The organism is Methylobacter sp. S3L5C (assembly GCF_022788635.1).
Taxonomy (GTDB): Bacteria; Pseudomonadota; Gammaproteobacteria; order Methylococcales; family Methylomonadaceae; genus Methylobacter_C.
The window spans coordinates 379292-405848 of sequence record NZ_CP076024.1 but is presented as its reverse complement, the minus strand read 5'-3'; the positions used below and the strand labels follow the sequence as shown (position 1 = coordinate 405848).

The 26557-nt window shown below is 42.4% G+C and carries 28 protein-coding genes, 2 tRNA genes and 2 pseudogenes; 17 read left to right on the top strand and 15 right to left on the bottom strand.

Features of this window, described 5'->3' with window-relative positions:
- Positions 1-10: 10 nt before the first annotated feature.
- On the top strand, positions 11-727 hold the full coding sequence (locus KKZ03_RS01985) for a YebC/PmpR family DNA-binding transcriptional regulator (protein ID WP_243219732.1): 717 nt from the start codon (positions 11-13) through the stop codon (positions 725-727).
- 257 nt (positions 728-984) lie between these two features.
- On the opposite strand, the gene KKZ03_RS01980 is transcribed toward KKZ03_RS01985, so the two are convergent.
- Positions 985-2595, bottom strand: a complete 1611-nt coding sequence (locus tag KKZ03_RS01980; RefSeq protein WP_243219731.1) for an NAD+ synthase — start codon at positions 2593-2595, stop codon at positions 985-987.
- Between the two features lie 239 nt (positions 2596-2834).
- Between KKZ03_RS01980 and KKZ03_RS01975 the strand changes: the two genes are divergently transcribed.
- Positions 2835-3818, top strand: coding sequence for a MerR family transcriptional regulator (locus KKZ03_RS01975; protein ID WP_243219730.1), 984 nt, complete (start codon positions 2835-2837; stop codon positions 3816-3818).
- A 76-nt stretch (positions 3819-3894) separates the two neighbouring features.
- Positions 3895-4323 carry a YcgN family cysteine cluster protein gene (locus KKZ03_RS01970; protein WP_243219729.1) on the top strand — a complete coding sequence of 143 codons (429 nt, stop codon included), beginning with the start codon at positions 3895-3897 and terminating at the stop codon, positions 4321-4323.
- A gap of 73 nt (positions 4324-4396) precedes the next feature.
- Here the strand turns inward: KKZ03_RS01970 and KKZ03_RS01965 are convergent, their stop codons facing one another.
- The 3 genes from KKZ03_RS01965 to amrB all read right to left on the bottom strand — a co-directional run bounded on the left by KKZ03_RS01965 (position 4397) and on the right by amrB (position 6756).
- Positions 4397-4864, bottom strand: coding sequence for a hypothetical protein (locus tag KKZ03_RS01965; RefSeq protein ID WP_243219728.1), 468 nt, complete (start codon positions 4862-4864; stop codon positions 4397-4399).
- A 568-nt stretch (positions 4865-5432) separates the two neighbouring features.
- Entirely contained in the window at positions 5433-5990 is a 558-nt protein-coding gene (gene amrA / locus KKZ03_RS01960; protein WP_243219727.1) for an AmmeMemoRadiSam system protein A, read from the bottom strand.
- On the bottom strand, positions 5977-6756 hold the full coding sequence (gene amrB / locus KKZ03_RS01955) for an AmmeMemoRadiSam system protein B (protein WP_243219726.1): 780 nt from the start codon (positions 6754-6756) through the stop codon (positions 5977-5979). Before amrB ends, amrA begins: the two co-directional genes overlap by 14 nt.
- 149 nt (positions 6757-6905) lie before the next feature.
- Here amrB and amrS point away from each other — a divergent pair, with 149 nt between their 5' ends.
- A complete protein-coding gene (gene amrS, locus KKZ03_RS01950; RefSeq protein ID WP_243219725.1) occupies positions 6906-7991 on the top strand; it encodes an AmmeMemoRadiSam system radical SAM enzyme in 1086 nt (361 codons plus the stop codon).
- Positions 7992-8102: 111 nt separating this feature from the next.
- Here amrS and KKZ03_RS01945 read toward each other — a convergent pair whose 3' ends face one another.
- The 6 genes from KKZ03_RS01945 to KKZ03_RS21760 all read right to left on the bottom strand — a co-directional run bounded on the left by KKZ03_RS01945 (position 8103) and on the right by KKZ03_RS21760 (position 14344).
- Positions 8103-8858 carry a DUF5765 domain-containing protein gene (locus tag KKZ03_RS01945; protein ID WP_243219724.1) on the bottom strand — a complete coding sequence of 252 codons (756 nt, stop codon included), beginning with the start codon at positions 8856-8858 and terminating at the stop codon, positions 8103-8105.
- Between the two features lie 283 nt (positions 8859-9141).
- Positions 9142-10209, bottom strand: coding sequence for an ecdysteroid 22-kinase family protein (locus KKZ03_RS01940; protein WP_243219723.1), 1068 nt, complete (start codon positions 10207-10209; stop codon positions 9142-9144).
- Positions 10210-10336: 127 nt separating this feature from the next.
- Positions 10337-11020 carry a 6-phosphogluconolactonase gene (pgl, locus tag KKZ03_RS01935; RefSeq protein WP_243219722.1) on the bottom strand — a complete coding sequence of 228 codons (684 nt, stop codon included), beginning with the start codon at positions 11018-11020 and terminating at the stop codon, positions 10337-10339.
- Positions 11021-12502: a glucose-6-phosphate dehydrogenase gene (gene zwf / locus KKZ03_RS01930; RefSeq protein ID WP_243221732.1), complete on the bottom strand. Its 1482-nt coding sequence runs from the start codon at positions 12500-12502 to the stop codon at positions 11021-11023. It lies immediately after the preceding gene.
- A 106-nt stretch (positions 12503-12608) separates the two neighbouring features.
- Positions 12609-14054, bottom strand: a complete 1446-nt coding sequence (gene gnd / locus KKZ03_RS01925; RefSeq protein ID WP_243219721.1) for a decarboxylating NADP(+)-dependent phosphogluconate dehydrogenase — start codon at positions 14052-14054, stop codon at positions 12609-12611.
- A 164-nt stretch (positions 14055-14218) separates the two neighbouring features.
- Positions 14219-14344, bottom strand: a complete 126-nt coding sequence (locus KKZ03_RS21760; protein WP_256451991.1) for a hypothetical protein — start codon at positions 14342-14344, stop codon at positions 14219-14221.
- A gap of 96 nt (positions 14345-14440) precedes the next feature.
- On the opposite strand from KKZ03_RS21760, the gene KKZ03_RS01920 reads away from it, so the two are divergent.
- The 8 genes and pseudogenes from KKZ03_RS01920 to KKZ03_RS01885 form a co-directional block, all read left to right on the top strand.
- Positions 14441-14516 (top strand) — tRNA-Phe (locus KKZ03_RS01920).
- A gap of 27 nt (positions 14517-14543) precedes the next feature.
- A tRNA-Phe gene (locus KKZ03_RS01915) sits at positions 14544-14619 on the top strand.
- A 726-nt stretch (positions 14620-15345) separates the two neighbouring features.
- Positions 15346-16586, top strand: a pseudogene (locus KKZ03_RS01910) (IS3 family transposase).
- Positions 16587-16652: 66 nt separating this feature from the next.
- The gene (locus tag KKZ03_RS01905) at positions 16653-16796 is read left to right on the top strand and encodes a hypothetical protein (protein WP_243219531.1); all 144 of its coding nucleotides are present in this window, start codon (positions 16653-16655) and stop codon (positions 16794-16796) included.
- Positions 16797-16865: 69 nt separating this feature from the next.
- Positions 16866-17201 (top strand): hypothetical protein, encoded by a 336-nt coding sequence (locus KKZ03_RS01900; RefSeq protein ID WP_243219720.1) that lies wholly within the window; start codon positions 16866-16868, stop codon positions 17199-17201.
- A gap of 103 nt (positions 17202-17304) precedes the next feature.
- Positions 17305-18066 (top strand): transposase, encoded by a 762-nt coding sequence (locus KKZ03_RS01895; RefSeq protein WP_243219719.1) that lies wholly within the window; start codon positions 17305-17307, stop codon positions 18064-18066.
- 96 nt (positions 18067-18162) lie between these two features.
- Positions 18163-18573 carry a transposase gene (locus tag KKZ03_RS01890; protein WP_243219718.1) on the top strand — a complete coding sequence of 137 codons (411 nt, stop codon included), beginning with the start codon at positions 18163-18165 and terminating at the stop codon, positions 18571-18573.
- A gap of 19 nt (positions 18574-18592) precedes the next feature.
- Positions 18593-19003 (top strand): annotated as a pseudogene (locus KKZ03_RS01885) (transposase); the annotation flags it as partial.
- On the opposite strand, the gene KKZ03_RS01880 reads toward KKZ03_RS01885, so the two are convergent.
- Positions 18936-19529, bottom strand: a complete 594-nt coding sequence (locus KKZ03_RS01880) for a hypothetical protein (RefSeq protein WP_243219717.1) — start codon at positions 19527-19529, stop codon at positions 18936-18938. The pseudogene KKZ03_RS01885 and the gene KKZ03_RS01880 sit on opposite strands and share 68 nt — an antisense overlap.
- Positions 19530-19954: 425 nt before the next feature.
- A complete protein-coding gene (locus KKZ03_RS01875; protein WP_243219716.1) occupies positions 19955-20179 on the bottom strand; it encodes a hypothetical protein in 225 nt (74 codons plus the stop codon).
- Between the two features lie 312 nt (positions 20180-20491).
- Between KKZ03_RS01875 and KKZ03_RS01870 the strand changes: the two genes are divergently transcribed.
- From KKZ03_RS01870 to KKZ03_RS01860, 3 genes are all read left to right on the top strand, one after another.
- Positions 20492-21025 (top strand): copper resistance protein NlpE, encoded by a 534-nt coding sequence (locus tag KKZ03_RS01870; protein WP_243219715.1) that lies wholly within the window; start codon positions 20492-20494, stop codon positions 21023-21025.
- A gap of 407 nt (positions 21026-21432) precedes the next feature.
- Positions 21433-21705 carry a SemiSWEET transporter gene (locus KKZ03_RS01865; protein ID WP_243219714.1) on the top strand — a complete coding sequence of 91 codons (273 nt, stop codon included), beginning with the start codon at positions 21433-21435 and terminating at the stop codon, positions 21703-21705.
- 137 nt (positions 21706-21842) lie between these two features.
- Positions 21843-22844, top strand: coding sequence for a class 1 fructose-bisphosphatase (locus KKZ03_RS01860; RefSeq protein WP_371744792.1), 1002 nt, complete (start codon positions 21843-21845; stop codon positions 22842-22844).
- 430 nt (positions 22845-23274) lie between these two features.
- Here KKZ03_RS01860 and KKZ03_RS01855 read toward each other — a convergent pair whose 3' ends face one another.
- The gene (locus KKZ03_RS01855; protein WP_243219713.1) at positions 23275-23865 is read right to left on the bottom strand and encodes a DUF502 domain-containing protein; all 591 of its coding nucleotides are present in this window, start codon (positions 23863-23865) and stop codon (positions 23275-23277) included.
- A gap of 385 nt (positions 23866-24250) precedes the next feature.
- Between KKZ03_RS01855 and KKZ03_RS01850 the strand changes: the two genes are divergently transcribed.
- A complete protein-coding gene (locus tag KKZ03_RS01850; protein ID WP_243219712.1) occupies positions 24251-24982 on the top strand; it encodes a pteridine reductase in 732 nt (243 codons plus the stop codon).
- 34 nt (positions 24983-25016) lie between these two features.
- Here the strand turns inward: KKZ03_RS01850 and folK are convergent, their stop codons facing one another.
- Both folK and folB read right to left on the bottom strand, forming a co-directional pair.
- Positions 25017-25511, bottom strand: coding sequence for a 2-amino-4-hydroxy-6-hydroxymethyldihydropteridine diphosphokinase (gene folK / locus KKZ03_RS01845; RefSeq protein WP_243219711.1), 495 nt, complete (start codon positions 25509-25511; stop codon positions 25017-25019).
- Positions 25512-25514: 3 nt separating this feature from the next.
- A complete protein-coding gene (folB, locus tag KKZ03_RS01840) occupies positions 25515-25868 on the bottom strand; it encodes a dihydroneopterin aldolase (RefSeq protein WP_243219710.1) in 354 nt (117 codons plus the stop codon).
- Positions 25869-25960: 92 nt separating this feature from the next.
- Here folB and plsY point away from each other — a divergent pair, with 92 nt between their 5' ends.
- On the top strand, positions 25961-26530 hold the full coding sequence (gene plsY, locus KKZ03_RS01835; protein ID WP_243219709.1) for a glycerol-3-phosphate 1-O-acyltransferase PlsY: 570 nt from the start codon (positions 25961-25963) through the stop codon (positions 26528-26530).
- Positions 26531-26557 lie beyond the last annotated feature (27 nt).

The following is a 26557-nucleotide window of genomic DNA, read 5'->3' as shown; positions in this document are numbered from 1 at the left end:
CAGTAATCAAATGGGTAGAGCCTATCAAAACCGTAAAGTGTCTATGGCCAAAACGTCTGATACCAAGGCAAAGGTCTACAGTAAATATGGCCGTGAAATCTATGTATGCGCTAAAGCCGGCGGTGTCGATCCGGATGGTAATTTGGCATTACGGGGTCTGATTGATCGGGCCAAGAAAGATCAGGTACCAACCCATGTTATTGAAAAAGCCGTCGAGAAAGCCAAAGGCGGTGGCGGTGAAGATTTCGCCCCTGCCCGATATGAAGGTTTTGGTCCAGGTGGTTGCATGGTGATTATTGATTGTCTGACCGACAACCCTAACCGTACTTTCGGTGATGTGCGCCAGTGTTTTACCAAAACCAAATGTAAAATTGGTACTCAAGGTGTGGTTAGCCATATGTTTGATCATGCCGCTATTTTGGCATTTCAAAATAATGATGAGGATGCTGTTCTTGATGCCTTGCTAACGGCCGATGTGGATGTTACCGATATTGAAAGCGATAATGGCAAAGTCACGGTCTTTACGCCCCAGGCTGATTACTTTAAGGCCAAGCAAGCCTTAATGGATTCGTTAGGCAAGATTGATTTTGAGGTCGACGAAATTCAATTTTTGCCAAGAACTGTGACGGCTATTAGCGGTGATGATCTGGAATTGTTTGAAAAATTTTTGGATATGCTTAATGAATTGGATGACGTACAGAACATTTATCATGATGCTGAGTATTGATGGTAAATATCTGATGGTTTATGGCTGATGCGCTTAATTGCGGATTCATCCTGAACTAAAGGTCGAATGGTTTTATTTTATTGATTCAAAGCCGCTAAATAAAATCTATTCCGGCGTCACTAACATTTTTGTGCTTCTTGTCTTTCTCCATTCATCTTCGACAAGCTTGGGACGAACGGAGAAAGGTAACAGGTTTTCAAGATTGTAATTCGATTAGTCAGTTTTAGGAACTTATCTCAGAGGGTTCCAAAACAGGACTAAATACCCCGGTAGCCTGAGGTAATGGGATAACGTCGATCGCGTCCGAATGCTCGGCTGGTAATTCTGATGCCGGGAGGAGATTGCCTGCGTTTATATTCATTTCTATCAACCAGATTAATGGCTCTGGTGACATCTTCGCGCCTGAATCCGGCGGCAATGATTTCTTCAGCGGATTGATCCAGCTCTACATAACGCTCCAGTATGGGGTCTAAAACTTCATAAGGCGGTAAAGAGTCGGCATCAATTTGATCAGCTGCCAATTCAGCTGATGGCGGGCGGGTAATGACTCTCTCGGGGATTACTTCGGACAAAGTATTACGATAGCGGGCCAATTGATAAGCCAATAGTTTAGGGACATCCTTAATAGGTGCAAAGCCACCGGCCATATCACCGTAAAGCGTTGCATAACCTACACTCATTTCGCTTTTATTACCGGTAGTTAGTAACAGTTTGCCTTGTTTATTGGAGAGTGCCATTAAAATGACCCCACGACAACGCGCCTGAATATTTTCTTCGGTGGTATCTTTGGTGGTATCTTTAAAAATCTCTGCCAACATGCCCGTAAATGCATTAACTGCTGGTTCTATAGGGATTGTGTGGTATTTCACACCCAGTGTTTCAGCTTGAAATACGGCATCTTCATTACTCATGTCTTGCGTGTAACGGGAGGGCATTAACACTGCTTCAACTTTATCAGGCCCCAGCGCATCAACCGCCAACGCCAAAACCAGTGCTGAATCAATGCCACCGGACAAGCCTAAAATGGCACCTTGAAAACCGTTCTTACGGACATAATCTTTAATACCCAGTACCAGGGCCTGATACTCACTGGAAATTTCATTGTAAAGGGGCGCGCAGGTACTGGTTACCGGATGGTTGTCGTCAAAATCAATGACACTGATTTGCTCTTTAAATTCTTCGGCACGAAAGACAATGTAGCCTTGTGAATCAGCAACAAATGAGGCGCCGTCAAAAATTAACTCATCCTGACCGCCTACTTGATTAACATAGATCAGAGGAATTTTGGCGGCCTTAACCTGCTGACAAATAATGGCTTCGCGTTGATGGATTTTTCCCGAATTAAACGGTGAGGCATTGAGTGTTAGCAGTAATTCTGCACCTGCTTGTTTATTAGCATCAATAATGCCGCTTTTCCAAACATCTTCGCAAATCGTCAGGCCAATGAAAGTGCCATTAAACTCAAATACACAGGGTTGATTTCCGGCAGTGAAATAGCGTTGCTCATCAAACACCCCGTAATTAGGTAATTCCTGTTTACGGTAACAGGCGAGCATAACGCCTTGATGTAAAACCACTGCGCTGTTGTAAAGCTTATCACCGTCATGTTCCGGAAAACCCACTACCAAGGCAATGTCGGCAATACGGTCGGCAAGTTGATAAATGGCATTATTGGCTGCGGCAATAAAATCAGCGCGCAATAGCAGGTCTTCTGCCGGATAGCCGGTAATAGTCAGTTCTGGAAAGACGATCATATCTGCATGTAAATGATCACGGGCATAAACAGCTGCTTCGATGATCTGATCAACGTTTGCGGCTATATTACCAACCAGGAAATTGATTTGTGCAAGTGCGATTTTTAGTGACATAAAGAAAGGCTCAAAGTGCTGGCAAAAAATAGCTTGGAAGCTGATTAGTCAATCATTATACGTTTTTTGCACGCGTGTGTTGGTAAACAGCATGTAAACTCTGTCTTTAGAAGTTCGCTGTTAATGGTCTAAAATCATTGGTGGTTTTTATATTGACATGCTGCTGTCATAATTTTGTCAATGTTTTGTAAAGCTTTATGTTACTATGGTTTTTAACTTTTTATACAAAGAAGCAAGCTATGACTGGTATTAATGATGACTCAGCGCAATATTTAATTAGTACCGTTTCGAAAAGATCAGGGGTTAAATCTGATCTTGTCAGAGCTTGGGAACGTCGCTATCAGGCTGTAACACCTTCACGCACCTCAGGTGGGCATCGGGTTTACACCGATCAGGATATTGCCCGCCTAAAATTACTCAATGAGGCCACCAGCAACGGCCATAGTATCAGTCAAATTGCTCAATTTTCTCTTGATGATCTAAAAAAACTCATAAAAAATGAACCCAATGCAATAACAAAAACGTTTAGTCGTGATCAGCCTTTGGCTGCCGACAGAATTTATCTTACCGAAGATTATATTGAAAAATGCTATGCTGCAGTTTTAGCTTTCGATGCCAAAGCACTGGAATCTCACTTTGAAAATGCAATTGTAGAGCTGGGGACTGAAGTATTTATTGAGCACTTGCTGACGCCTTTGTTAAGCAAGATTGGTGAGCGCTGGAAATTAGGGGAGTTGAGGCCGGTTCATGAACATATGACTTCATCAGTGATTCGTTCCTTGACTTATATTTTGCGTAACAACAATCCATGTGCTGCCAATGCACCCAGGATGATTGTTAGTACACCGATTGGCCAATTGCATGAATTAGGTGCCTTACTGGCCGCTATTATGGCAGAACTTAGCGGTTGGCAGGTGACTTACCTGGGGGCGAATTTACCGGCTGAAGAAATTGCCGCCGGAGTGAAATATATCAATGCCTGTGCATTAACGCTTAGTCTTAGCTTTGCTACCGATGATCATGTTGTGGCAAAAGAACTAAGACGACTTAAAAAACTGGTGGGTAGTAACGTTGCAATTATTGTCGGAGGTCGCGCTGCGGGTCATTTTCAAGCGGTTTTAAATGAAGTTGGTGTGTTAAATATTGAAGGTTATGCACATTTTAGACAAATTCTGGATCAACTGGCTTTAGAAAATCTTGATCAGGAAGTTGATACGGTATGAATAGATATACCGAGTTGTTTTGTTTGGGATAACATAAGCCAATATTTTACTACTTGATTAATCATTGAAATTTTCTATGAGCTTTTGGAAAACCAAGAAACTGCCTGAAATGACTAACGAAGAATGGGAGTCATTGTGTGATAACTGTGGTAAATGTTGTTTACATAAGCTTGAGGATGAGGATACCGGTGAAATAGTGTTCACCAATGTTGCTTGTAAGCTTATTAATTTAAAGACCTGTCGATGTACTCGCTATAGCGAACGTACCCGATTGGTTCCTGAATGTTTAAATTTAAAACAAGATGACTTTACGCAATTTCATTGGTTGCCTTCGACTTGTGCATACCGCTTACTCAACGATGGTAAAGATTTGCCAAAATGGCATCCGCTAATATCGGGAAATGCTGCCAGTGTTAAAAAAGCGGGTGTTTCAATTAGACGATATGCGATCAAAGAATCTGTTGGGATGGATTTGGAAGACCACATTATTGAATGGCTGGATTAAATCCAGTATTTATGGTTGCCAACTTGTGGGGTACAAGTAAGGTACGCGTAGCTTATTTAAGCTATTGCTGCTATCAGGGTTTAAGTTTAATAACAAAGCCGGCCCCATCTATCGTTTTTTGTTTTCCGGCTTCCGGTTCTGGAGACATTAAAAAACTGCCATTTAATTCTAGTGGCCCATGATTTTTTTCAGTTTCCGGGGCAAAAATATTAGTCATTTGGCTTTGTGTAACTGATTTTTGCTTATTTTTTATGCCTGTATTTTCAGTGCCTTGAAAAGGTACGGAAAGATCAAGGGTTTTATCAAATTCGTCAGGTCTAACAGGGTTTTCATCAGTAATGCTGGTGTCTGCTACGTTAATGGTTGTCAGTTTTCTTTGCTGCGTTTTATGAGTATTTTTAGTTTCTATTGATTGGAGTTCAAACTCTGTTTTCTGTATTTCCTGAGTTGATATAACATTAGAAATTGGCTTATTAAAGCCGCTTAGGCACGTCCACGAAACAGTTAAAAAACTGAATAAAAATAGTCGGTAAGTTGTCATCTTAATTTTTCCATTTCATTTATTAAAATAACCGAGTTACTTGTAAAGCTGGGTAAAATATTTAGAACGATGGCTTGAACGGGAAAAGAAAACAATCGGACTTGAGTGCTGATAAAGAATTTCAGCAAAAACTTGGCTAGACTTTATCACAGTCAATATCTACTATACAAGGCGCATTTTCTTGTAGTCCACTCAGAAAATAACTAAGATAAGTCGTTTTCCTGCTTTAAAAATTACTGTCTATTTTTCGGATGAGTACCAAAGTAGCGTAGGTTCTGTTAACGTCTAAAAAAGAATAAATCAATGGGTTATCAGCATGCCGTTAATAAATTCTGGCATTCGGATGATGGAATGACATTCCTGGCTTGTAAGTAGCGTTAATCCATGCCTGAATTACGATTAGAAAATTGCACTTTAAATTATCTAATTAAAAAACTTGGATTAATTTTTTAGACAAAACGTCAACAGAACCTCATCTTTGTTTAATAACATGGTTTTTTTACCAGTTTTTTAGCTTTTTGTGGACTGTATTTTTGCAGTAGATATGAGCACTAGCCTATCTAAATACTCAACCAATCATCTCGGTTCGATAACGATAAATTTTGATATTTTTCGACCAGTAATTGAGGGGGAGCCCTGCTTTTTGTTTTAAATGCTGCAGAAATTGTTCAGGCTCGGGTAATTGCTCCCATACTGAAGGTAGAAAGGTTCCACGCTTTCGGCCTTCTTCCAATATTAAACCATCTATGCCAGACTGTAGTTGGGTTATTAAGTCCTGTTCAGAGCTAAATGAAACCGCTTCTGCTGGTGTGAGTATGGACAAGTGTATTTCCAGTTCATCGAATTCATCTTCTGTCAGAGGCATAAAACGAGGATCTTTGAAAGCGGCTAAAAAAGCATTTTCTGCAATGTCTTCAACCAGTGGCCTGATTGCTTCCAACATGCCAATGCAACCGCGTAGTTGATGGTTTTTTTGCAAGGTAACAAAGGTAGCGCGATGTTCAGTCAATACCGTCGGGAAATCGGCTAAATTAATTTTTAATGGCCGACCGGTTTGCAAACCATGCTGAATGGAGTTTTTGGCTACATTCAGCAATTGTTGTTGATGTTCTTTATTCAATGACATAAGCGCCATATCCTACGACTCTGTTTTTATCTCCAGCGGTATCACCGGAGTTACGCAGGTCAACTGTTTTAATTGTGAGTGATTTTTCCCGTGCCAGCTTTAACAATCCGCTTACCGGCACTTTACCGCAGGCGGAGCCATCAGTAAGCCGTTCATATTGCAGATGTTCTATGATCTGACTGGTTCCTTTGTCGAGTTGTTTTGCGACTGCATAATCGTGATAATGACTTAAATCAGAGCTGATAACAATCAATGTTTCATTGCCGCCCCACAGTGTATCTATAACCTGACTCACTTGTTCCGGTGATGCATCGCCAGCGACAATGGGCACGATTGTGAAGTCATCCAGCATTTCTTGTAAAAAAGGTAAATGGACTTCCAGGCTATGCTCATGGGTGTGGGCCTCCTCAAGATAATCGACAAAGGGTAGTTTAGCTATGAGCTCTACGGCTTTTTGGTCGACAGTAATAGAGCCTAACGGGGTAATAAAGGCTTGGGCCTTGCTTACCGCCAGTCCCTTAAAAGCGACGCGATGAGAAGGGCCAATAATAACAACGCGGGTAATCAAGTCATGCGCTTTTTTTAAGCGGGCATAAGCCGTTGCGGCAATAGGCCCTGAATAAATATAGCCGGCATGTGGAACAATAATCGCCTTGGGTATTTTCGCACTCGTTTCAGCCTCGTTTAAATAATTGTCCAGCATTTGATGCAATTGTATCGGGTTGGAAGGATAAAAAGTTCCTGCTACGGCGGGTTGTCTGTTCATGAGCTTGTCCTTTATTTTTCAGTAAAAGATTTTTGGTAATCTTTGCAAATCGAGAGTATATATTTTATGCTAATAACATGGCCACAGATATTACCTGTTAATGCTGTGCTCTGACAAGATGATTTATTAACCGTTCCAGGAGAATGATAATGACGGCTTTTATTACCCATGACACGGTGAAAACTCGCTATTGGCATAGCTTGGATGATGGCCGCATTCAATGCGATCTCTGTCCGAGGTTTTGCAAGCTGCACAAAGACCAGCGCGGATTGTGCTTCGTCAGACAGAATCTGGATAATCAGCTTGTCATGACCAGTTATGGCCGGTCCAGTGGTTTTGCTATTGATCCTATTGAAAAGAAACCGTTGAATCATTTTTTACCCGGCTCACCGGTATTTTCATTCGGTACGGCGGGTTGTAATCTTGCCTGTAAATTTTGCCAAAACTGGGATATCAGTAAATCTCGGGAAATGGATACCCTAATGAGTAAGGCATCTCCTGATGCAATTGCCCAAGCTGCCCTAGATTACGGTTGTGACAGCGTTGCTTATACCTATAATGATCCGATAGTCTTTCATGAATATGCGATTGATACCGCTCAGGCTTGTAGAAGTCTTGGCATAAAGTCAGTGGCAGTTTCAGCAGGTTATGTCTGCGCGCAGCCCCGAGCTGAATTTTATCAATGGATGGATGCCGCAAATATTGATTTAAAAGCCTTTAGTGAACATTTTTATCATCAAGTTACTGGCGGGCACCTGCAACCGGTATTGGAAACCCTACAATATATCAAGCACGAAACGTCTTCTTGGTTGGAGTTAACAACTTTACTTATTCCTGATGAGAATGATACGGAAGCGGAGATTGAAGCGATGACTCAGTGGGTGGTCGAGAATCTGGGGCCGGATGTGCCTATGCACTTTACTGCCTTTCATCCTGACTGGAAGATGCTCGACAAGATGCCTACACCAATATCATCGTTATTACAGGCACGGCAGATTGCTTTAAAAAATGGGGTGCATTATGCCTATGTGGGTAATGTCCATGATAAGTCGGCAGACAGTACTTATTGCCATAGCTGCGGTAAGTTATTGATAGGTCGTGACTGGTATGAACTGTCGGAATGGAATTTGGATGCGGCAGGATGTTGTCGTTTTTGTGGGGTGCGTTGTGCCGGGATATTTAATTCAAAGCCCGGAAACTGGGGCGCAAAACGAAAAGCCGTTATTATGAATTGAGTAAAATGATTACTGTTGACTGGCTACGAAGATCACAATAGTTCTTTTTGAGATCTTCGTATTTTTAGTGATAGCTAAATAGCGGTTAACAGAAAGTAATGCTTACACAAACTAAAGTGCATCGCCAATTTCAGTTTTATAAAAAGGCCACTTTTTAACGTGTAAAAATTTTCTGATAGGTGATTTAATCACTGATACACAAAGAGCGATAGAAAACAGACACCAAACGGCAGCATATTCGTTGGGATCTGTGGTAGTAATATCTGAAATAAACGGCCCAATCAGATAATGAAAAGCCACAAAGCGCCATGAACCATACATTAACGGCATATAAAAAGACACCAGAATATAGGTGAATGCATGCAGTCCCCAGTTAAAACCAAATAACCATTTAACAGGATCTGACATCAGACCGTTTAGAGGCATTTGCCAGGCAATATGCCAAGAACCCGAAGTTGAACAGACAGCGGGTCCGCAAAAACCTTCTACGCCAATGTTACAGGTACCGGCCCACGCAAATGGATACATTTTGATTAGCATGGCTATTGAGCCTATTGCACAAATTGTATAAACAGTTGTTCTAATTTTTAATTTGACACTAACCGGAATAAAATACATCGCCACCATATTGACAAAAAATGGCTGAAACGCGACGTGTAAATAACCTAAAAGCGTGAGTATCTGATTATTCGGATTATCACATAAATCGATATAGACATAAGTTACTGCCTGCAATAACTCCATTAAGGCAAAATAAGTTAATGGAATCCAAAGTTCTTTCGATTCCCCTTGTTTAAGTGCAACATAAGCTGCGGTACTTAAACCTGCGATAGCTAAAACGCCTGACGCTTCACCACTCCAACACATAAAACTGTACCCCCCTTTTTTATATTTATTAAATACTGTTTGCTATAACAGTCTATTTGTTGGCTTATTAACATTGAAGCATCAGTTAAGTTTTTTGATGGTTAATAGTTCAATCAGCATAACACCGGGTATTGTATTACAAGTTGAGAGGGATTGATAAAGGCTTGTGTAAACATACTGAGTGTCATGGGCAATAAACCGGATTTAAAGCAGCATTTACAGAAAGGATTCAAATGATTATCCACCTACCCACTAACTCCATTGATATTTTGGTAATATTTAGCTATAGCGGTAGGGCAGAAAAAGCATCAAGATCTTCTATTGCCGCCGCAGTCCGGCGTATTAGTTCATGGTTGCTCTGTAGGTTCATCATGCCGCCGATTGCCAGCGTTATAATCATTGCTTCAAACGGATAGATGAGATGAGCGCGATATCTTTGCAGCAGGGTATTAACATCAATACCGACAATGCCATAGTCTTGAAGGCATTGAGCATAAGTTGCGATAAGGCTCGCTTCATGAAGACGTCGGGTCTCAGTGTTTAGGGAGACAGACAGGAAGTAAGCAATATCACTTATCCCTTCACTAAAACGGATTAACTGCCAATCGAGAAGGCCCGGTTGGGACTGATTCCAGAATAAATTGCCTGGGTGACAATCATGATGAACCAGTGTTTGTTGGGCTTGTGTAAGAAAGCGCATTGCCTGCCTGCGATTACGGGCATAATGAATGGCTTGTGCATGAAGTTTAAAAGGTACGAGTTCGCCAGCTTGTTGTAGGCCTCTTTTCATTAACGGCACTGCCATGGCGGTGCCTAAAAAGTCTTCCAGGCTGCGGACGGGACCTGCCAGCCAAGGGTAGCTATGATTGATACAGTCTTTATTCCAAAAACAGGCATGGAATTTTGCCAGTTGTTCGATAACTCTGGTTGCTTGAGTCAATGTCAAGGCATCACCCGGATTACCCGGAATGGCTCCAAATTCAGTCACATCAGTAAGAACCAGTGTCGCCCCCCTGCCAAGCTTGCTTTGCGCTGCCAAAAAATGAGGTACAGTAACCGATACAGCGTGGGCTACCTCATTATAAAACCGCACCTCGGTATGTAACAGTCTTGGTAATGCGGTGATTAACTTTGCTTGCCAAGCCATAGAGGGGAGCTTTACAAACCACTGTTCAGGTAAAATAGCGGGATCAGTGTGTTCCACTTTGATGCGTACGCGTGTTGTCGTACCAACATCTACGGAAGTAATGTTCACACCGAAAACTTCTATATCCGTGTTATGTTGATTAACTACTCGTTGAGCCCAGTCGATTGTCAAATCCTTGGGGTGGTGAACAATAATATTGTGCATTATCTTAAAAATCAGCAGGGAGGGGTGCTCAGCGACAAGATAGGGCACACTAAGGCATTAAGCGCTCCCTAACAGATTCGATGCGCCTTTTTTGGTAGGCGCACCTTGTTGGTTTACAAGTTATTATTCATGGATTATAAGCATCTCTATCAATATAAATATCGACAGGATTCTTGGCGCTAATTGTAGCAACCGGTAACTCCTGACCTGAACGCCAGCTTTTAACGGCTTCCTGTTTGTTTGCGCCAGTAATCAGGAAGATTAGTTGTTGCGTATTACTTAAGGCCTTTGCACTAATAGAAACCCTTTCTGGTGGTGGTTTTGGTGAGTTATAAACCGCATGTGCCAATTCATCTTCCTGGTGCTGATGTCCCGGAAACAAGCTGGCGGTATGACCGTCTTCACCCATACCCAATAAAACCATATCAAAGGGGAGGGCAGTTGCGACGACTTGTTGATATTTCTTAGCGCCTTGTTCAGGGCCCAGTTCAGCAGGGATCGTAAAAATCTGTGTATCCGGAACCGCTACTTTTTCAAGAAAAGCCCGGGTTGCCGCCAGGCTGTTTCTATCGGCATGATCTATTGGCAAGCAACGCTCATCGCCATAGTAGATAAACCATTTGGCCCAGTCAGCATTTGCCTCGGCCAATAAGTGATAAACTTTTTCCGGCGTACTGCCGCCAGCCAATACTAATTTAAAGCAGCCATGTTCGGCAATGGCGTGTTTTGCACACTCAAGAATTTGTTGGTAAGCGGCTAAAGCGACTTGATCGGCTGTTTCCATAGTGTGCCAACGACTGTTATGTTGCATTTATTTACACTCCGGTGTTAAAGAACTGCGCCAGGATTGAGCGCTTTTATCAAATAGACGGCTATCTTCAGGTCCCCAGGAACCTGAAGGATAAGTGGCAATATAGTCACGTTCAATCGCCCAGGTTTGCAAGATAGGATCAACAATCCGCCAGGCATATTCGACTTCATCAAAGCGCAGGAACAGAGATCTATCGCCTTTCAAAACATCCAGTAACAGGTCTTCATAAGCATCGATGGCTTTTTCATCATCATTTCTAAAACTGGCATCCAGACTGCTGGTTCTCGTGCTCATTTCCAGACCGGGTTCTTTTACCGTCATTTCAATACGAATACATTCTTCCGGTTGTATGCCCAATAAGATCCAATTTTGGTTCATACATTGCACATCGGTATCACGGAAAAATTGTAATGGCGGGTGGCGAAAGCAAATCGAAATAGTTGATTGCGCTTTAGCCATGCGTTTACCGGTACGCAAATACATGGGTACACCGCGCCAGCGCCAGTTGTCGATATACAGTTTCATGGAAGCATAGGTTTCTGTGACGCTATTGGCAGGAATATCTTCTTCTTGTAGATAGCTGTTGACCTTTTCGCCTTTAATATGGCCCTGGGCATATTGACCCCGAAAGGCATGCCCATGCACGGCTTCTTTGGCAATAGGGCGAATTGACTTTAATACTTTAACTTTCTCATCGCGCAAGGATTCTGCTGCCATTGAAGCTGGCGGTTCCATGGTTACCAAGGTCAGTAATTGTAGTAGATGGCTTTGCAACATATCACGCATTGCCCCGGCACCGTTATAATAGTCGCCCCGACTGTCTATACCGATTTCTTCAGAATGAGTGATTTGAATATGGTCGATGTAATTGCGGTTCCAGATAGGTTCCAGCATAATGTTGGCAAAACGAAATACCAGCACATTTTGCACCATACCCTTACCCAGATAATGATCAATACGGTAAATTTGCTCTTCCGTTAAATAGTGACTAATGCGTTTTTGTAATGCCTGGGCACTGTCCAAATCATAACCGAAAGGTTTTTCAATAATGACCCGTCGCCAACCGTCTTCTTCATCAAATAACTGGTTATCGCTTAACATCTCCATCACGTTGCCAAATTCTGAGGGACTAACCGACAGGTAGAAGGCAATGTTTTTAGGGAATTTTTTGTCGTTAAGTAGCTCAGCCAATTCAGTATAACAAGGCGGTTGTTCTATATCGCCTTGATGATATTGCAGGCGGTCGCTGAAACGTTGAAAAATAGTCTCATCAAAATCATTACCTGATTTTTGCTCAATCATGTCTCTGACTTCGCTCAGCCATTTTTTCTGGTCCCAGGGTCTGCGTCCTATGCCGACAATACGAGTCCCTTCAGGCAGTCGATTGGCCGCATCAAGATGATATAGAGCTGGCATTAATTTAATTCTGGAAAGATTTCCAGTGGCTCCAAAAATAACGTAGGTACAGGGTTCGGCATTCATAAAGAAGGACTCGGTTAACGGTTTACCACGAAGAAAGCGAGGCATTTTATAAATGCGCTATGTGTTCTTCGTGGTAAATAATAAGGGTTAAAAATTTATGTGCTGTTTAAGCAGTATAGGTAGATGATGCCGTTTTACCACCGTGACCGGTCCAGTCGGTATGGAAAAACTCACCTCTGGGCTTGTCAGTACGTTCGTAGGTATGGGCGCCAAAATAGTCTCTTTGTGCCTGTAGTAAATTGGCCGGCAGTCTTTCAGTTCGATAGCCGTCATAATACGCCAGTGCAGAAGAGAATGCCGGTGTAGGAAGGCCTAATTCTATACCCGAGATAACCGCTTTACGCCAGCCCTCATCGGCTTGTTGCATGGTATCAACAAAGAAATCAGCCAGTAGTAGATTTTCCAGATCAGGATTATCGGTAAAGGCCTGTTTGATATCATTTAAAAACTGACTGCGAATAATGCAGCCACCTCGCCACATCAGCGCAATCTCACCATAGTTAAGTGCTAAATTATATTCCTTGGAGGCTTCGCGCATTAAGCGAAAACCTTGCGCATAAGAAATAATCTTGGCGGCGTACAAGGCATCACGAATTGCATCAATCATGGTTTGCTTATCACCGGTAAATACCTGCGTGCATTTAGGTAATACCTTTGCGGCTTTAATGCGTTCTGATTTTTGAGCCGACAAACACCGTGCAAACACCGCTTCACCAATCAAGGTTAAGGGAATGCCCAACTCCAGTGCATTAATGCCGGTCCATTTGCCGGTGCCTTTTTGGCCCGCAGTATCCAGTATTTTATCGACTAAAGGCAGGCCGTCTTCATCTTTAAATGCCAAGATATTGGCCGTTATTTCAATTAAATAAGAGCTTAATTTGCCTTGATTCCACTCGGTAAATATTGCGTGCATTTCATCGGCACTTAAACCCAAGCCTTCAGACAGCAATTGATAGGCTTCGCAGATCAACTGTATATCGCCATATTCAATGCCGTTATGTACCATTTTGACATAATGCCCTGCGCCATTATCACCAACCCACTCACAACAAGGCGCACCATTAACCTGCGCACTGATCGCCTGAAAAATGGGTTTAATGGTAGGCCAGGCGGCTTTATTGCCACCGGGCATAATTGACGGTCCATGTCTTGCGCCTTCTTCACCGCCAGAAACTCCTGCACCTATGTACAGAATATTTTGTTCTTTAAGAGCGGTAGTGCGGCGATTGGTGTCAGTAAACAGTGAATTGCCGCCATCGATAATAATATCGCCGGCAGCCAACAGCGGCACCAACTGGTTAATACACTGATCAACAACATCACCTGCTTTAACCATCAACATAACAATACGCGGTGATTCAAGGCTATCAACCAGTTCTTGTAGTGAGTGCGTACCGATAATTTGGGTATCTTTTGCCGGGCCGTCCAAAAATTCATCCACGGTGCTGGTGGTACGGTTAAATACCGCTACTTTAAAACCATGGTCATTCATGTTAAGAACCAGGTTTTGCCCCATTACTGCCAGACCGATTAAACCGATATTTGCTTTCATGTTTGTCTTCTATGAAATTACTGTAGACCGAATACTAGCATATTTTGTAGATAGCTTGCATAGAGGATGTAGTCGATAAAAAAGGCGACCAACTTAAGCGAGGACAGACACCATATCTTCAAGGGATTAATGGTTATTATCTTTAAATTCGCACTGCTTTAAATTTAGTAGCCGTATTTTTTCTTGCCTTGGTATGTTTTAGTTATTGCACTGATGATTTGGCTGTTGCCACGATTATGGAAAGCTATAAAAAAGTTTTTAGTTTGATTATTAACTTCTTTAATAGACATAGGACACCCCTCAGGATCAATCCACCGCAATAAATTTACAATATCTATTGACTAGGGATACATAATCGAGTCTAATGATCGTCTTTTGTAGTTTCCGCCCAGGTAGCTCAGTCGGTAGAGCAGAGGACTGAAAATCCTCGTGTCGACGGTTCGATTCCGCCCCTGGGCACCACTGCAAAAACAAGCAACACCTCAAAAAGCCCAGGTAGCTCAGTCGGTAGAGCAGAGGACTGAAAATCCTCGTGTCGACGGTTCGATTCCGCCCCTGGGCACCATGAATTCTAAAGGCTCCGATTTAATCGGGGCCTTTTTTATTTGTGCTCTCCGGTCCTCCGCTGGGCCGAGCGGCTTCCGGCTTACTCCGGTTCGGTCATAATTGTTCTGTGTCACCCTCTCATTCTTGGCGTAAAACAGCGATGTGACGTAAATAGGTTATTGTTAGTAACGCTCACGAATAAACTGTTCATTGTTCATCAAGCCAGATTTTAGCGCTATCAAACGACTACTTTTCGGTTCATCTCCGGCCTTTTCCGGTCACTCAGTCCTCCATAATGTCTTGCAAAGTATCAACGTTAAGTCACTTTTACCCCGCCCAATAGGTTCCAGCGTCGATAAGCTCAATCTAATTCAATCATGCTCGTTTAACACTGCATACAAAACCTTTCTACCTAAAGCAAGTTGTTCCACATCTAATTCAAATACACATCCCCCCCCAAGATATTTCTTCATTCAATGTATTCAAGTTTTTTCCGTCTGACCAAAACGGTAAAAAAAGTAAAACAACACCCTTTAGCGCTGAAAATACCCCCCAACGAAACAAAATAAGCGCACTATCTTACCTGAAAGACAGCTACGTAAGCCTTGCTTAAAAACTCAAGACACGCTGTATAACTGAACAGTGGAAGCTTTAAGTCACTAAAACACAGAAAGCTTTGTATAGTGGACCCCAAAATCCGGACAGTCGATTAAGATGGTGTCTTCCATAAAAAAAGTAGACAGGAATGAGTGAAAAAAAACGTAAGATTTTGACGGGGCACAAAAAGCTAAAATAGCGTTAGAAGCTTTGAAGGAGCAAAAAACGGTAAATGAGATTGTTCAAGAGTATGGCGTTCATCCTACCCAAATTGGTTTATGGAAGAAGGCCTTATTAGAAAATGCCAGCCAACTGTTTGAGGTAAAGCGTGGCTCGAAGCCCCTTGATCCTCAGAGCGATCCGGTACGATTGTATGCCAAGATTGGTCAGCTTAATATGGAACTGGACTGGCTTAATATCCGCACGGGGCACTAGAAAAAAGTCAGGAATCAGTTTTTAAGCGAAAGACAGAGCTGGATCGATCCCCATGATGAACTGGCGTTGGTTCGGCAGTGTAAATTAGCGAGTATTGCCCGATCCACCGTCTACGCTAACAAGACAGTAGTTGTGAATGAATACGAGCTGTTATTGCTGCGCTTGCTGGATGAAGAATATACCCGCCATCCTTTTTATGGCAGCAGGAAAATGACAGTCTGGCTACGCGGACAAGGGCATGGCGTGAACCGAAAACGAGTGCAGCGTTTGATGCAAATACTGGGGTTGGTTGCCATGGTGCCTGGTCCTAATACCAGTAAAAAACATCCGCAACATAAGGTTTATCCGTATTTACTCAGAGGATTAGCTATTGTCCGACCGAATCAGGTCTGGAGTACGGATATAACTTATATACGACTCGCGCATGGCGTTATGTATCTGGTCGCAATCATTGATTGGTACAGTCGTAAAGTGTTGGCGTGGAAGGTTTCAAACACCATGGATGTTGGTTTTTGCCTGGACTGTTTGACTGAGGCGCTTAATCAATATGACGCACCAGAAATTTTTAACACCGATCAGGGATCGCAGTTTACCAGCACCTTATGGGTCAATAAATTACTGGAACACAGCTGTAAGATTAGTATGGACGGTCGGGGTCGTGCCTTGGACAATATTTTTGTTGAACGGCTATGGCGTAGTGTCAAATACGAGGACATTTACCCGAAAAACTATGTCATTGTGCCTGAACTGTTGTTGGGTCTGACCGCGTACTTTATATTCTATAACAGTGAGCGGTTTCACCAGGCATTGAGCTATAAAACGCCCAATGAAGTTTATCAGACAGGCATCGGCGGCGGCGTAAAAGTAGTTGATCATTTTAGTGACAAACGGGTTTCTTCAAAAGAAGAAGTGGGACAGCGCCAATCTGCTGTAACGGAATCGATGCCCTCTTAATTAGGCTTAAATATTGTCTGGACAATGGGGTCCACTTTAGTCCTTACTGATGGAGCAACGGTGCAAATGCCAGATACACCAGAGAATCAGGCAGACTTTCCTCAGCTGGATAGTCAAAAGCCTGGCTTGGGCTTTCCGATTGCTCGCATGGTTGTGTTGATTTCTTTGGCTGCAGGAACCGTGCTCGACTATAGCTTGGGAGCCTATTAAGGCAAGGGAACTGGCGAAACATCGTTACTCAGTCAACTGTTTGGCAGCTTGTCAGCTGGAGACTTGCTGATGGCAGACCGCTATTACTGTACCTTCGCCATTATTGCGCTCTTGCAGGCTCGTGGAATTCCTGTGCTATTTCCACTACATGCCCGGAAAAAAGTAGATTTCAGCTTGGGTGTCTACCTGGGTGCAATAGATCATTTGATTGACTGGACGAAACCCAAACGGAAACCGGTGTGGATGTCCAAGCAGGATTATAGCGACTTGCCGGAATCGATTACCGTCCGAGAGTTTGCGGTAAACGGCAGAATCTATTTGACCACCTTACTGAATGCAAAGGGCTTTCATAAGCAAGAGCTGGCTATGCTTTATCAATACTTTGGACAGTTTTGCTTTGATTAAAAATAGTCTGGAAGCCTGCAGCGTGGGAAGATGTAGTCAACGACGATAACAGCCCAACACGCCAAAGGCTTCCATGTACTTAATAGTACCCATTCTGCAGTAAATGTCCAGTGTAGCAAAACCGCAACGTAAGTTTATGTTCATCTTGCTAACAACCCTGACGTATCTGCCGGGACGGGTGAATTTCCGAAACCTTGGCCGTTATAGTGCTCTGAATGAAAAAACCTTTTCGAGATGGTTTCGTCGCTCGTTCGATTTTGTTACCTTCAATTTGCTGAGCTTGAAAGATTTAACTGATAAGGGTGAATGGGTAGCAGCAATTGATGCCAGCTTTTTACCTAAAAGCGGTCGCAGCAGTTACGGCCTGGACTGGTTTTGGAACGGTTCACAGGGACAAGCGGAACGCGGACTGGAAATTTCACTGCTGGCCTTGGTGGATGTGACACACAACACAGCCTATACGCTGTCGGCTTATCAAACGCCCGCTTTGCCCAAAGCACCGAAGGTAGCTGAAGTCGTCAAAGAGTCGACCGTAAATAGCGAAACCAAGGTGGCTCAAGATGTCGAGAAGACACCGAAGAGCAAAGCCGAGAAAACGCCCAAAGAAACCCGGATCACCCGGGTAGATAGCTACCTTGATCACATCAAACGCGATACCAAGGGACTGTTAGGGAAAATCCGTTATCTGGTCGCGGACAGCTTTTACGCGAAGACCAAGTTTATTAATGGCGTGGTGGAACATGGCCTGTACGTGGCCAGTAAGTTACGGAATGATGCCGATCTGCGCTGGCTATATATCGGTGAACAAAAAGCCAAAGGTCGACTGCGCAATTACGCAGGCAAGGGTTGTTTCGATGATTTGTGACGCTTTGATCTGGCAGGAGAAATCGATGGCCAGCGCGTCTATACCGCTATCGTCAATTCGCCAACGTTCAAACGTAATCTGCGGATTGTCTATATTGTGCGAGAAGAAAAAGGCAAAACCTATACGGCATTATTATTTTGCACTGACACTGACTGTGCGGTGCTGGACATCCTGCGCTATTACAAAGCAAGATTTCAGATTGAGTTCGTGTTTCGCGATGCCAAGCAATACACTGGACTATGCGATTGCCAAGCGACTTCCGAAGCAAAGTTGGACTTCCATTTCAATGCTTCACTGGCCGCACTGAATTTGCTGCGTCTGGAAGACCGGCAACAGGCCGTGGAAGGCTCAGGTCGCCATGTTATTTCGATCGCCAGTTGGAAGACCCGTAAATTCAACGCCCATTTATTGGAAAGGTTTTCTTGCCACTTAGGGATCGACTTTACTGCCATAAAATCCAGTCAAGGCTTTACAGACCTCTGTAACTATGGGGCTATCGCTGCGTAAACTGTCCGAAGTATTGCTTTATAAACAGCGCTGGAAAATTGAGCTGGATTTTCGTTTAATCAAAACCAATATGGGCATGGAAATATTACGGTGCAAAAAACCTGACATGTTAAACAAGGAGATAGCTATCCACTTATTGGCATACAACATCATTCGTGGCAATTTGGCACAGGCAGCCAGCCTGCATGAGAAGATACCCCGCCAACTGAGTTTCAGGTCAGCAGTGCAACTGGTCATTCAAGCCGCCAAGCAGATGGTAGGCTTGACAGGGAACCAACTCATAAGCGCCTTGCGTGAATTATTAAAAGCGATGGCATCAACGGCCATTGGAAAACAAAAACGTAAGAGCCAGCCAAGGGCAGTCAAACGCCGACCAAAACCCTTTCCTTTGCTGATGGTGCCAAGAAACGAGGCATATTTAAGCCTCTGACTTTGTTTTTTATATTTGCGGTAGCAGTATTAGCCTCTGAACTAATAGCCGCCGCTTTAAAAATATATTTGGTCTCGCTTTTTAAATTGGTTAATGTACCTTTAGTGCTGGAAAACAACTTTTCATACCATTCAGCATTTTCCGCAGGGGCTGGTAAAGGTGAGTAAAGCACAATATAACCCGATGCCTTGGGTACGACGCTTATTTCAATGATGATTTCACCCGGATTGTTGCCGTAGTACACCGTTAAATTGGGCGCATCCAAAATACCAATCGGTTCCGGCAGTTTGGAGAGAGGAAAACCGGAACTATCCAATTTAACCACATCGTGTTCTGCCAGCAAATTAACATAATTACCTAACGTAAAAAGCGATGTCTCCAGCGTTAACCGACAGGCATTTTTATTCGCCGTGTCTTGTTTGCTGCCGTCTTTTGCCTTTACCAAGGCAGCGGAGTAGGCGGCTATATATTCCTGAATAGTTATCAAGGGTGGCTGCGGATCAGTGAAATAAGGATTGATTGTCATTTTATTAATGATATTTGCGCCGTATTGACTAATTCACTGTCTCTAACTTTTGTAAAACTGACGATTGCTTTTTGCGTTCTCATAAATACCTCTGCTTGGCTCGTTAAACGAACAATAATAGATTTAAATGATTGAAGTCGCCTAATGATAAGCGTTAATTATGTTGGTGTAAATTCGAGTATCGTTAATTTTTTCAACTAAACAATTTGTCTCTTTATTATTAAGGCGGGGCCTGTTATTAATAAGACAGAGTCAGTTATTAGTAAGCTAGAGTCTTAGAATCCATATGCAGAGGGTCATCACTTAAGCGTCTATCAATACAAAACAGAAGTGGATGGATGCTAATCTCTGGTAGATCATATCAGCGCTACAGTCGAGCATATCTTTATTGGAGCAAGGCAATGCTGCTATGACATAGGTAGTATCTAGATTGGTGTTGGAGAAGGGATGAGTGGCGGTGATGCAGAGTTGCAGTAGGTCTTACAGGCTTTACCACCTGCACTGAAAGTATGATCTACAGCAGGGTAGGCTTTATCTCCCGTATCAAAGAAATTATCCCCGGCAGACAAAACCTGACTGACAGTAATAAGCTCTTTTCCGGAAGTAGAGTACACTTGATCCCCTGCAACCTTGGTTTGAGCTGTAGCCATTGATAGATTATCCAAAGCAAAGTAAACCTGAAATATTGATCTGCTTTTTTCTGCCTTTGAGCAACAGGTTGTCATATCTTTTTTGCAATCATTCAGCATCCGGTCAAGCTTTTAATTATCGCATCAAACGACTTGTTGCTAAGCGCCATCCCTGTGTTTTCTGTAAGCCAGTCACTGTAATAGTCTGAAGTTAATGTGTAAAAACAGTACTTTGAGTGCAGTTATATTGAGTTATATTATTTGACCTCGGTAAGATTCCAGTTATATTAGCCTGTTACGAAACAAGCCGAAACCATCAAAACAGGAGCTTATATGCCAGTATTAAAAAAATGCTTAAAACAACATCTGATCTTGATTTCTTTCACTATGCTGCTTTCTGGTAATCTTGCAATGGCAGCGACAGATACAACAATGCAAGATAGTTTTGTCAAAGCACGTATTAAGAGCCATCAGCAAAACACGGATCATTCTGTCCATGTGGAACCCAGCGATAAAAGCCTGGATTTTCATGGTATTTTTTACGGTTACCTGCCTTGCAAGGATTGTAGCGGGATTAAATCAACGCTGTCTTTAAAGAATAATAATAATTATCTCTTGGTTACACAGCCAGCAAAAGAATCGTCAAGGGAGTTTTATGAAAAAGGAAAATATACCTGGAATGAGGAAAAGCATACGGTTATTTTAACGCCGCGTAACAAAGCAGATACTCGACAATATCTTATTAAGGATGAAGGTACTCTGATTTTGCTTAACACTGATGGATCGAAGATGAAGGGAGATGATGAAGACAGCTACGCTTTGCGTAGCAGCGATACGGTAAAGTCGCGCGAGATACATTTTCACTAGAAATAACGGGGGCCTTGCAAAATATATGACTCTGTCAAGGCCCTTGACTATAGGTATGGTTTACTTGATGATAATGCCTGAGACAACTCGCAAGTGCACCATACAGATTTTCAGAAATTAAACGTTTAATTTATGTCGCTGTAAGGTCATACAGGTAACATCCCTTCAAGGGTTGGTATCTGATGGCATTGAAATTATTTATCAGAGAATCTGTGGCAGTTTATTTATTACGAGCTACCCGATGATGGTTTTTTGTTTTATGGGATGGTAGGGATTCCTGGCTGTACAAATTATTCCCTGTTTCCTGATGTTGACATGTTTATAGTGAGCTAATAGACTCACGATTTAAAATTATCACCGTTGCCCCTGTAATACAGGTTATGCCAACAAAAAATAAAACCAGGTCTATGATAATCACGCCGGAAATGATTGGCTATGTAGCCGCTACCTTAACAACAGCCTCCTTTTTGCCTCAAGCTATTTTAACAATAAAAACCAAAGATACCGCATCTCTTTCGCTGAGTATGTATAGTCTGTTCACGCTGGGCGTGTTCTTTTGGTTAATCTACGGCATTTATATCTCGGATGAAGCAATTGTTTTTGCCAATGCAATCACTTTGGTGTTGGCTGCATCGATACTTTTTTTTAAGATTTATAATGTGCTATTCAAGAATGGTTAATAGGGATACTCCAGTGATCAGCCAGTGCAGATTAGTCCGGGTAGCATAGATAACTGTAAGGGCTGGCAGGTAATAGTTGTCGGTGCCTAAAAATAATTATTTGCGATAACAAAGTACCTACGGAGATATAAAGAATAATGAATAAAGTATCCTTGACCCAGTTTATTATTGAGCAACAGCGTGATTTGCCGGGGGCTTCAGGCACTTTTACCCTGCTGTTGAATAATATTGTGACGGCTTGTAAAAAAATATCTCATCTGGTTAATCAGGGTAATCTTGTGGGTGTTTTGGGGAGTGCCGAGTCTGAGAATGTGCAGGGTGAAGTGCAAAAAAAACTGGACATCATTAGCAATGAGATTATGGTCAATGCACTAAACTGGACTGGACATCTGGCGGGTATGGCCTCAGAAGAAGTCGATGATATTATTGCCATTCCAGCCGAGTATCCCAAGGGCAAATACCTAGCATTATTTGATCCTCTGGATGGCTCTTCGAATATTGATGTTAATTTGGCAGTGGGGACTATTTTTTCTATTTTACATTGCCGTGAAGGCGTTGAACCAATCGTTGACGATTTTTTGCGTAAAGGCATTGAGCAAGTTTGTGCCGGTTTTGTGCTTTACGGACCATCAACGATGATGGTGTTAACAACGGGGCATGGTGTTAACGGGTTTACGCTAGATCAGGATATCGGTGAGTTTATTCTGACCCATCCAGGCATGAGAATCCCGGAAGAAACCAGTGAATTTGCTATTAATATGTCAAACCAGCGTTTCTGGGAGTTGCCTGTGCAGCGCTATATTGATGAATGTTTGCAAGGGGCAGAAGGTCCGCGCGGAAAAGACTTTAATATGCGTTGGATTGCTTCGTTGGTTGCCGAGGTTTATCGAATTTTAACGCGTGGCGGCGTATTTTTATATCCGCTGGATTTACGCGAGCCGTTAAAGCCCGGCAGGTTACGTCTTATGTATGAGGCCAATCCGATGGCGTATATTATCGAACAAGCCGGTGGCGCCTGTTCTACCGGACGCGAACGTATTCTTGCTATACAACCAACGGGTATTCATCAGCGGGTACCTCTGGTTTTGGGGTCAAAAAACGAAGTTGAACGTATTGTCGCTTATCATCAGGAAGGCTAATGTCGATTGGCTTGCAGGCATCAATTTAAAGCCATAACACCACGAAGACAAGAAGGGAATCCAAGATAAAAAATTTGTGTTCTTCGTGGTGAATAGAAGACTTTTATTCAAGTAATTGGTGTTTCAGTGTTGAAAAAGCCTTCTTTGTTTTATTTGAAGGCGTTAATGCCCTTGGCCATTAGTGCTTTCATCAATTGTTTCTCGGTGCTGTGCTGCTTTATCCTGGAGTAGATGGTCGACTTGTTTGGCTTTGTCCAGGGCTTCCATTTGAGATTTAAACGCAACAGGATCCGGTGCCTTGGCTTGCTTGTCTTTTTTTTACAACCAGTGACAGCAATAACAAGCAGTAGCAATGCGTTCAATTTAGCTATTAATTGCATAGTTTACGCTTGCCTATCAAGAGTTTATCGATTTTAACAAGCCTTGTTTATTAAGGTAATTGATTGGCTTCCGAGGCTTTGTTGTAATCAACGCCAACACTGACAATAAAACTGGTGGCTTCTTCTATATTCATCGCTGATTTGATTAGTTTTGATTTATCAACAATGACTGTAAAGCCGGAGGTTGGGTTGGGTGAGGTGGGGACAAACAAGATATATTTATCGTCGTGTTTGTTGGTTACATAAGCAGGTACCCAAAGACCTTCTTTAGGGTATTCAACATAAACAACTTCTTTGGTCATGGTTTGTTCATGCGATGAAAGCATATTGATAACTTTTTTTAGTACACGGTAAATGGTATTAAGAAAGGGAATTCTGTCGATAATAAAATCAAAAGCGCTAATAATCCATGAACGACCTTTTTTGGCAGTCGTGCTACCTATCCAAACCAATAAAATAAAGCTGACTGCAAAAACCACGATAGTATAAAGATAGTTATCAGAGTAGCCGTAAACGAAGTTAAACAAGTTGGCAACCAAGTCTTTTACAAAAATAATAATTTGCAGCACTATAACAATAGGAATAACAGCAAACACGCCTATCAGGAAATAATTTAATAATTTTTTAGTGAGCTCGTTCATTTTTTTTCTCAGGTTAGTTATGTCGACTTAATTATCATCCAGTATCTGATGATCGTTTAATGCTTTCTCAATCAGTAAAAATTAGCTTATGCACTGGAAGAAAAGATATTTTTTATTATAAGCGAATTTACGTTTGAAGTCTGAGCGATAGAGAATACTTTTAAGGGTAATGTGTAAGGGAGGATCAATTAATCTAAGTCGATTATAATCAGTCTGGTATGTGGTGGAGTATAGTGATTATTCCTGAAACGGGATTGTGCTAATGCAGTCGATGCATGAATTTTGCTGATTTTTGGCACGATTCAGGAGCTGATATATTATATGAGCATAGGTTAGTGACGTTTGATTGAAGTGCAATAAATTCTTAATGTCAGGATGGGTTATTATGCAAAAAAATGTTTTGATTACTGGGGCTGCCAAACGTATTGGTGCTGCTTGTGCCCGCTTACTGCACAGTCAAGGTTGTAATGTGTTTTTGCATTACCGGTCTTCAAAAGAAGCCGCTTTGCAATTGTGTTATGAATTAAATCAGCTGCGCCCTGATTCCGCTTATATGATGCAGGCTGACCTGCTCAACAAGGAAGAATTGGAGGCGTTGGTAAGCGAAGCTTGTATGGCATGGGGAAAAATAGATGTATTGGTTAATAATGCCTCATCTTTTTATCCAACAACTATGGCTGATGTCACTGAACAACAGTGGGATGAGTTAATGGGGTGCAATTTAAAAGCGCCCTTTTTTTTGGCAAAGTTAATGGCAGAAACGTTAGCGGACAATAAGGGTTGCATTGTTAATATTGTCGACATTCATGCCGAGCGTGGGTTAAAAAATTATCCTGTGTACAGTATTGCCAAAGCCGGCTTGGTGGCAATGACCAAAGTTCTGGCCAAGGAGTTGGGGCCTGCTATTCGTGTCAATGGCATAGCGCCCGGCGCCATACTTTGGCCGGATAATGCGTTGTCGGAACAGGAAAAACAAGATATTTTGCAGCGTGTCGCTTTACTGCGTAACGGTGAGCCTGATGATATCGCTAGAGCCTTATGGTTTTTAATTAAGGATGCTGATTATATGACCGGACAAATACTGACAATTGATGGCGGTCGTACCCTGTTTTGCTGAGTTTAAGACGCGATGTTTTGCGTCTTAATGGTAGTTAACGAGTCCAGGCAGGCGTAACCCGTTTTTGTTTAAGATTAGTCTTATCGAATTTTTCCCAGAGTTTAGCATAGCTAATATGGCTGGTAGGGTGAGTCAAATTCGGAGCGATTTCTGCTAAAGGTTCAAGCACAAAGGCGTAGCGTTCAATTTCATCGCGTGGTATTTGCAGTCGTCCATCATTTAATATTACGTCATTATATAAAATAAGATCCAGGTCGAGAGTGCGGGGAGAAAATTTTTGACTATTGCGGGTGCGACCATTGTCTAATTCTATTTGTCGTAACTGTTTGGCGACTTCTTTGACGCTTAATTCAGAGTTAAAGCCGACGACAAGATTGTAAAAACTATCGCCGATAAAGCCGACCGGTTCTGTTTCGTAAATACTTGAGACAGTCAATTCGCCAAAGTGGCGCTCAAGCTCCTGTAGGCTGATAAGGGTATTCTTATCTTTGTCAATATTGCTGCCTATGCTAATGAAGCATTTTGGCATGATTTATCTCTCGCCTCTTTCTATGATAATACCGACATCACTGGCTCCACGAATAGCCCCTTTTTTATTTAAGGTTATTTTTACCCAAGGTACATTAAATTCATTTTGGATAATAGCGGCTATCTCGGAGATTAATTTTTCAACGAGAAGAAATTGACTGCTTTCAACAAAAGAGATGATGCGTTTAGAAACGGTTTTGTAATCAAGGGCATACTGAATGTCATCAGTTTTTGCAGCTTGTTGGATGTCAAAAGCCATTTCTATATCAAGGACAACAGTTTGCTTGGTTTCTCTTTCCCAATCATATATCCCGATGATTGTTTCAATTTCAAGTCCGCCTAAAAAAATTATATCCATAGTTATTTCCGGTTATGATGTGGGTTTTAACAAAGTGGTAAGTATCGGGGAAATAAGTCCTGCTTACAAGTTCTGAATGAGGAAAAAGTTACATGATTGAATGGTTGTTTGTTCCGGTCGCCTATCTTGTAGGCTCTATTTCCAGTGCAATTATTATTTGCCGCTTGATGGGTTTGCCAGATCCCCGTGAGCAAGGCTCAGGGAATCCGGGTGCGACTAATGTCATGCGTATTGGTGGCAAAAAAGCGGCGACTATTACTTTGTTGGGTGATCTGCTTAAGGGCTTTATACCTGTTTATGCCGCCAATTTGTTGGGAGTGTCCGCCGATCTGTTGGCAGTTATCGGTTTGGCGGCATTTATGGGGCATCTTTATCCGGTATTTTTCAGGTTTAAAGGTGGCAAAGGTGTTGCGACATCAATTGGTGTTTTACTTGGCTTTTCCTGGTTGCTGGGTTTTGCTTTTATAGGGACTTGGTTGTTAATCTATAAGGTGGGAAAAATTTCTTCTTTATCTGCATTGTGTGCCTCTATTTTATCACCGCTGTATGCGTGGTTTCTGCTTGGCGATGTTTTTATAGTGGGCGCTTCAGTTGTTATGATGGTGTTTTTGTTATGGCGGCATAAAAGTAATATTCAGCGATTAATAGCTGGAGATGAATAAGGTCAAGCCAAGACAGCAAGTGAAAAA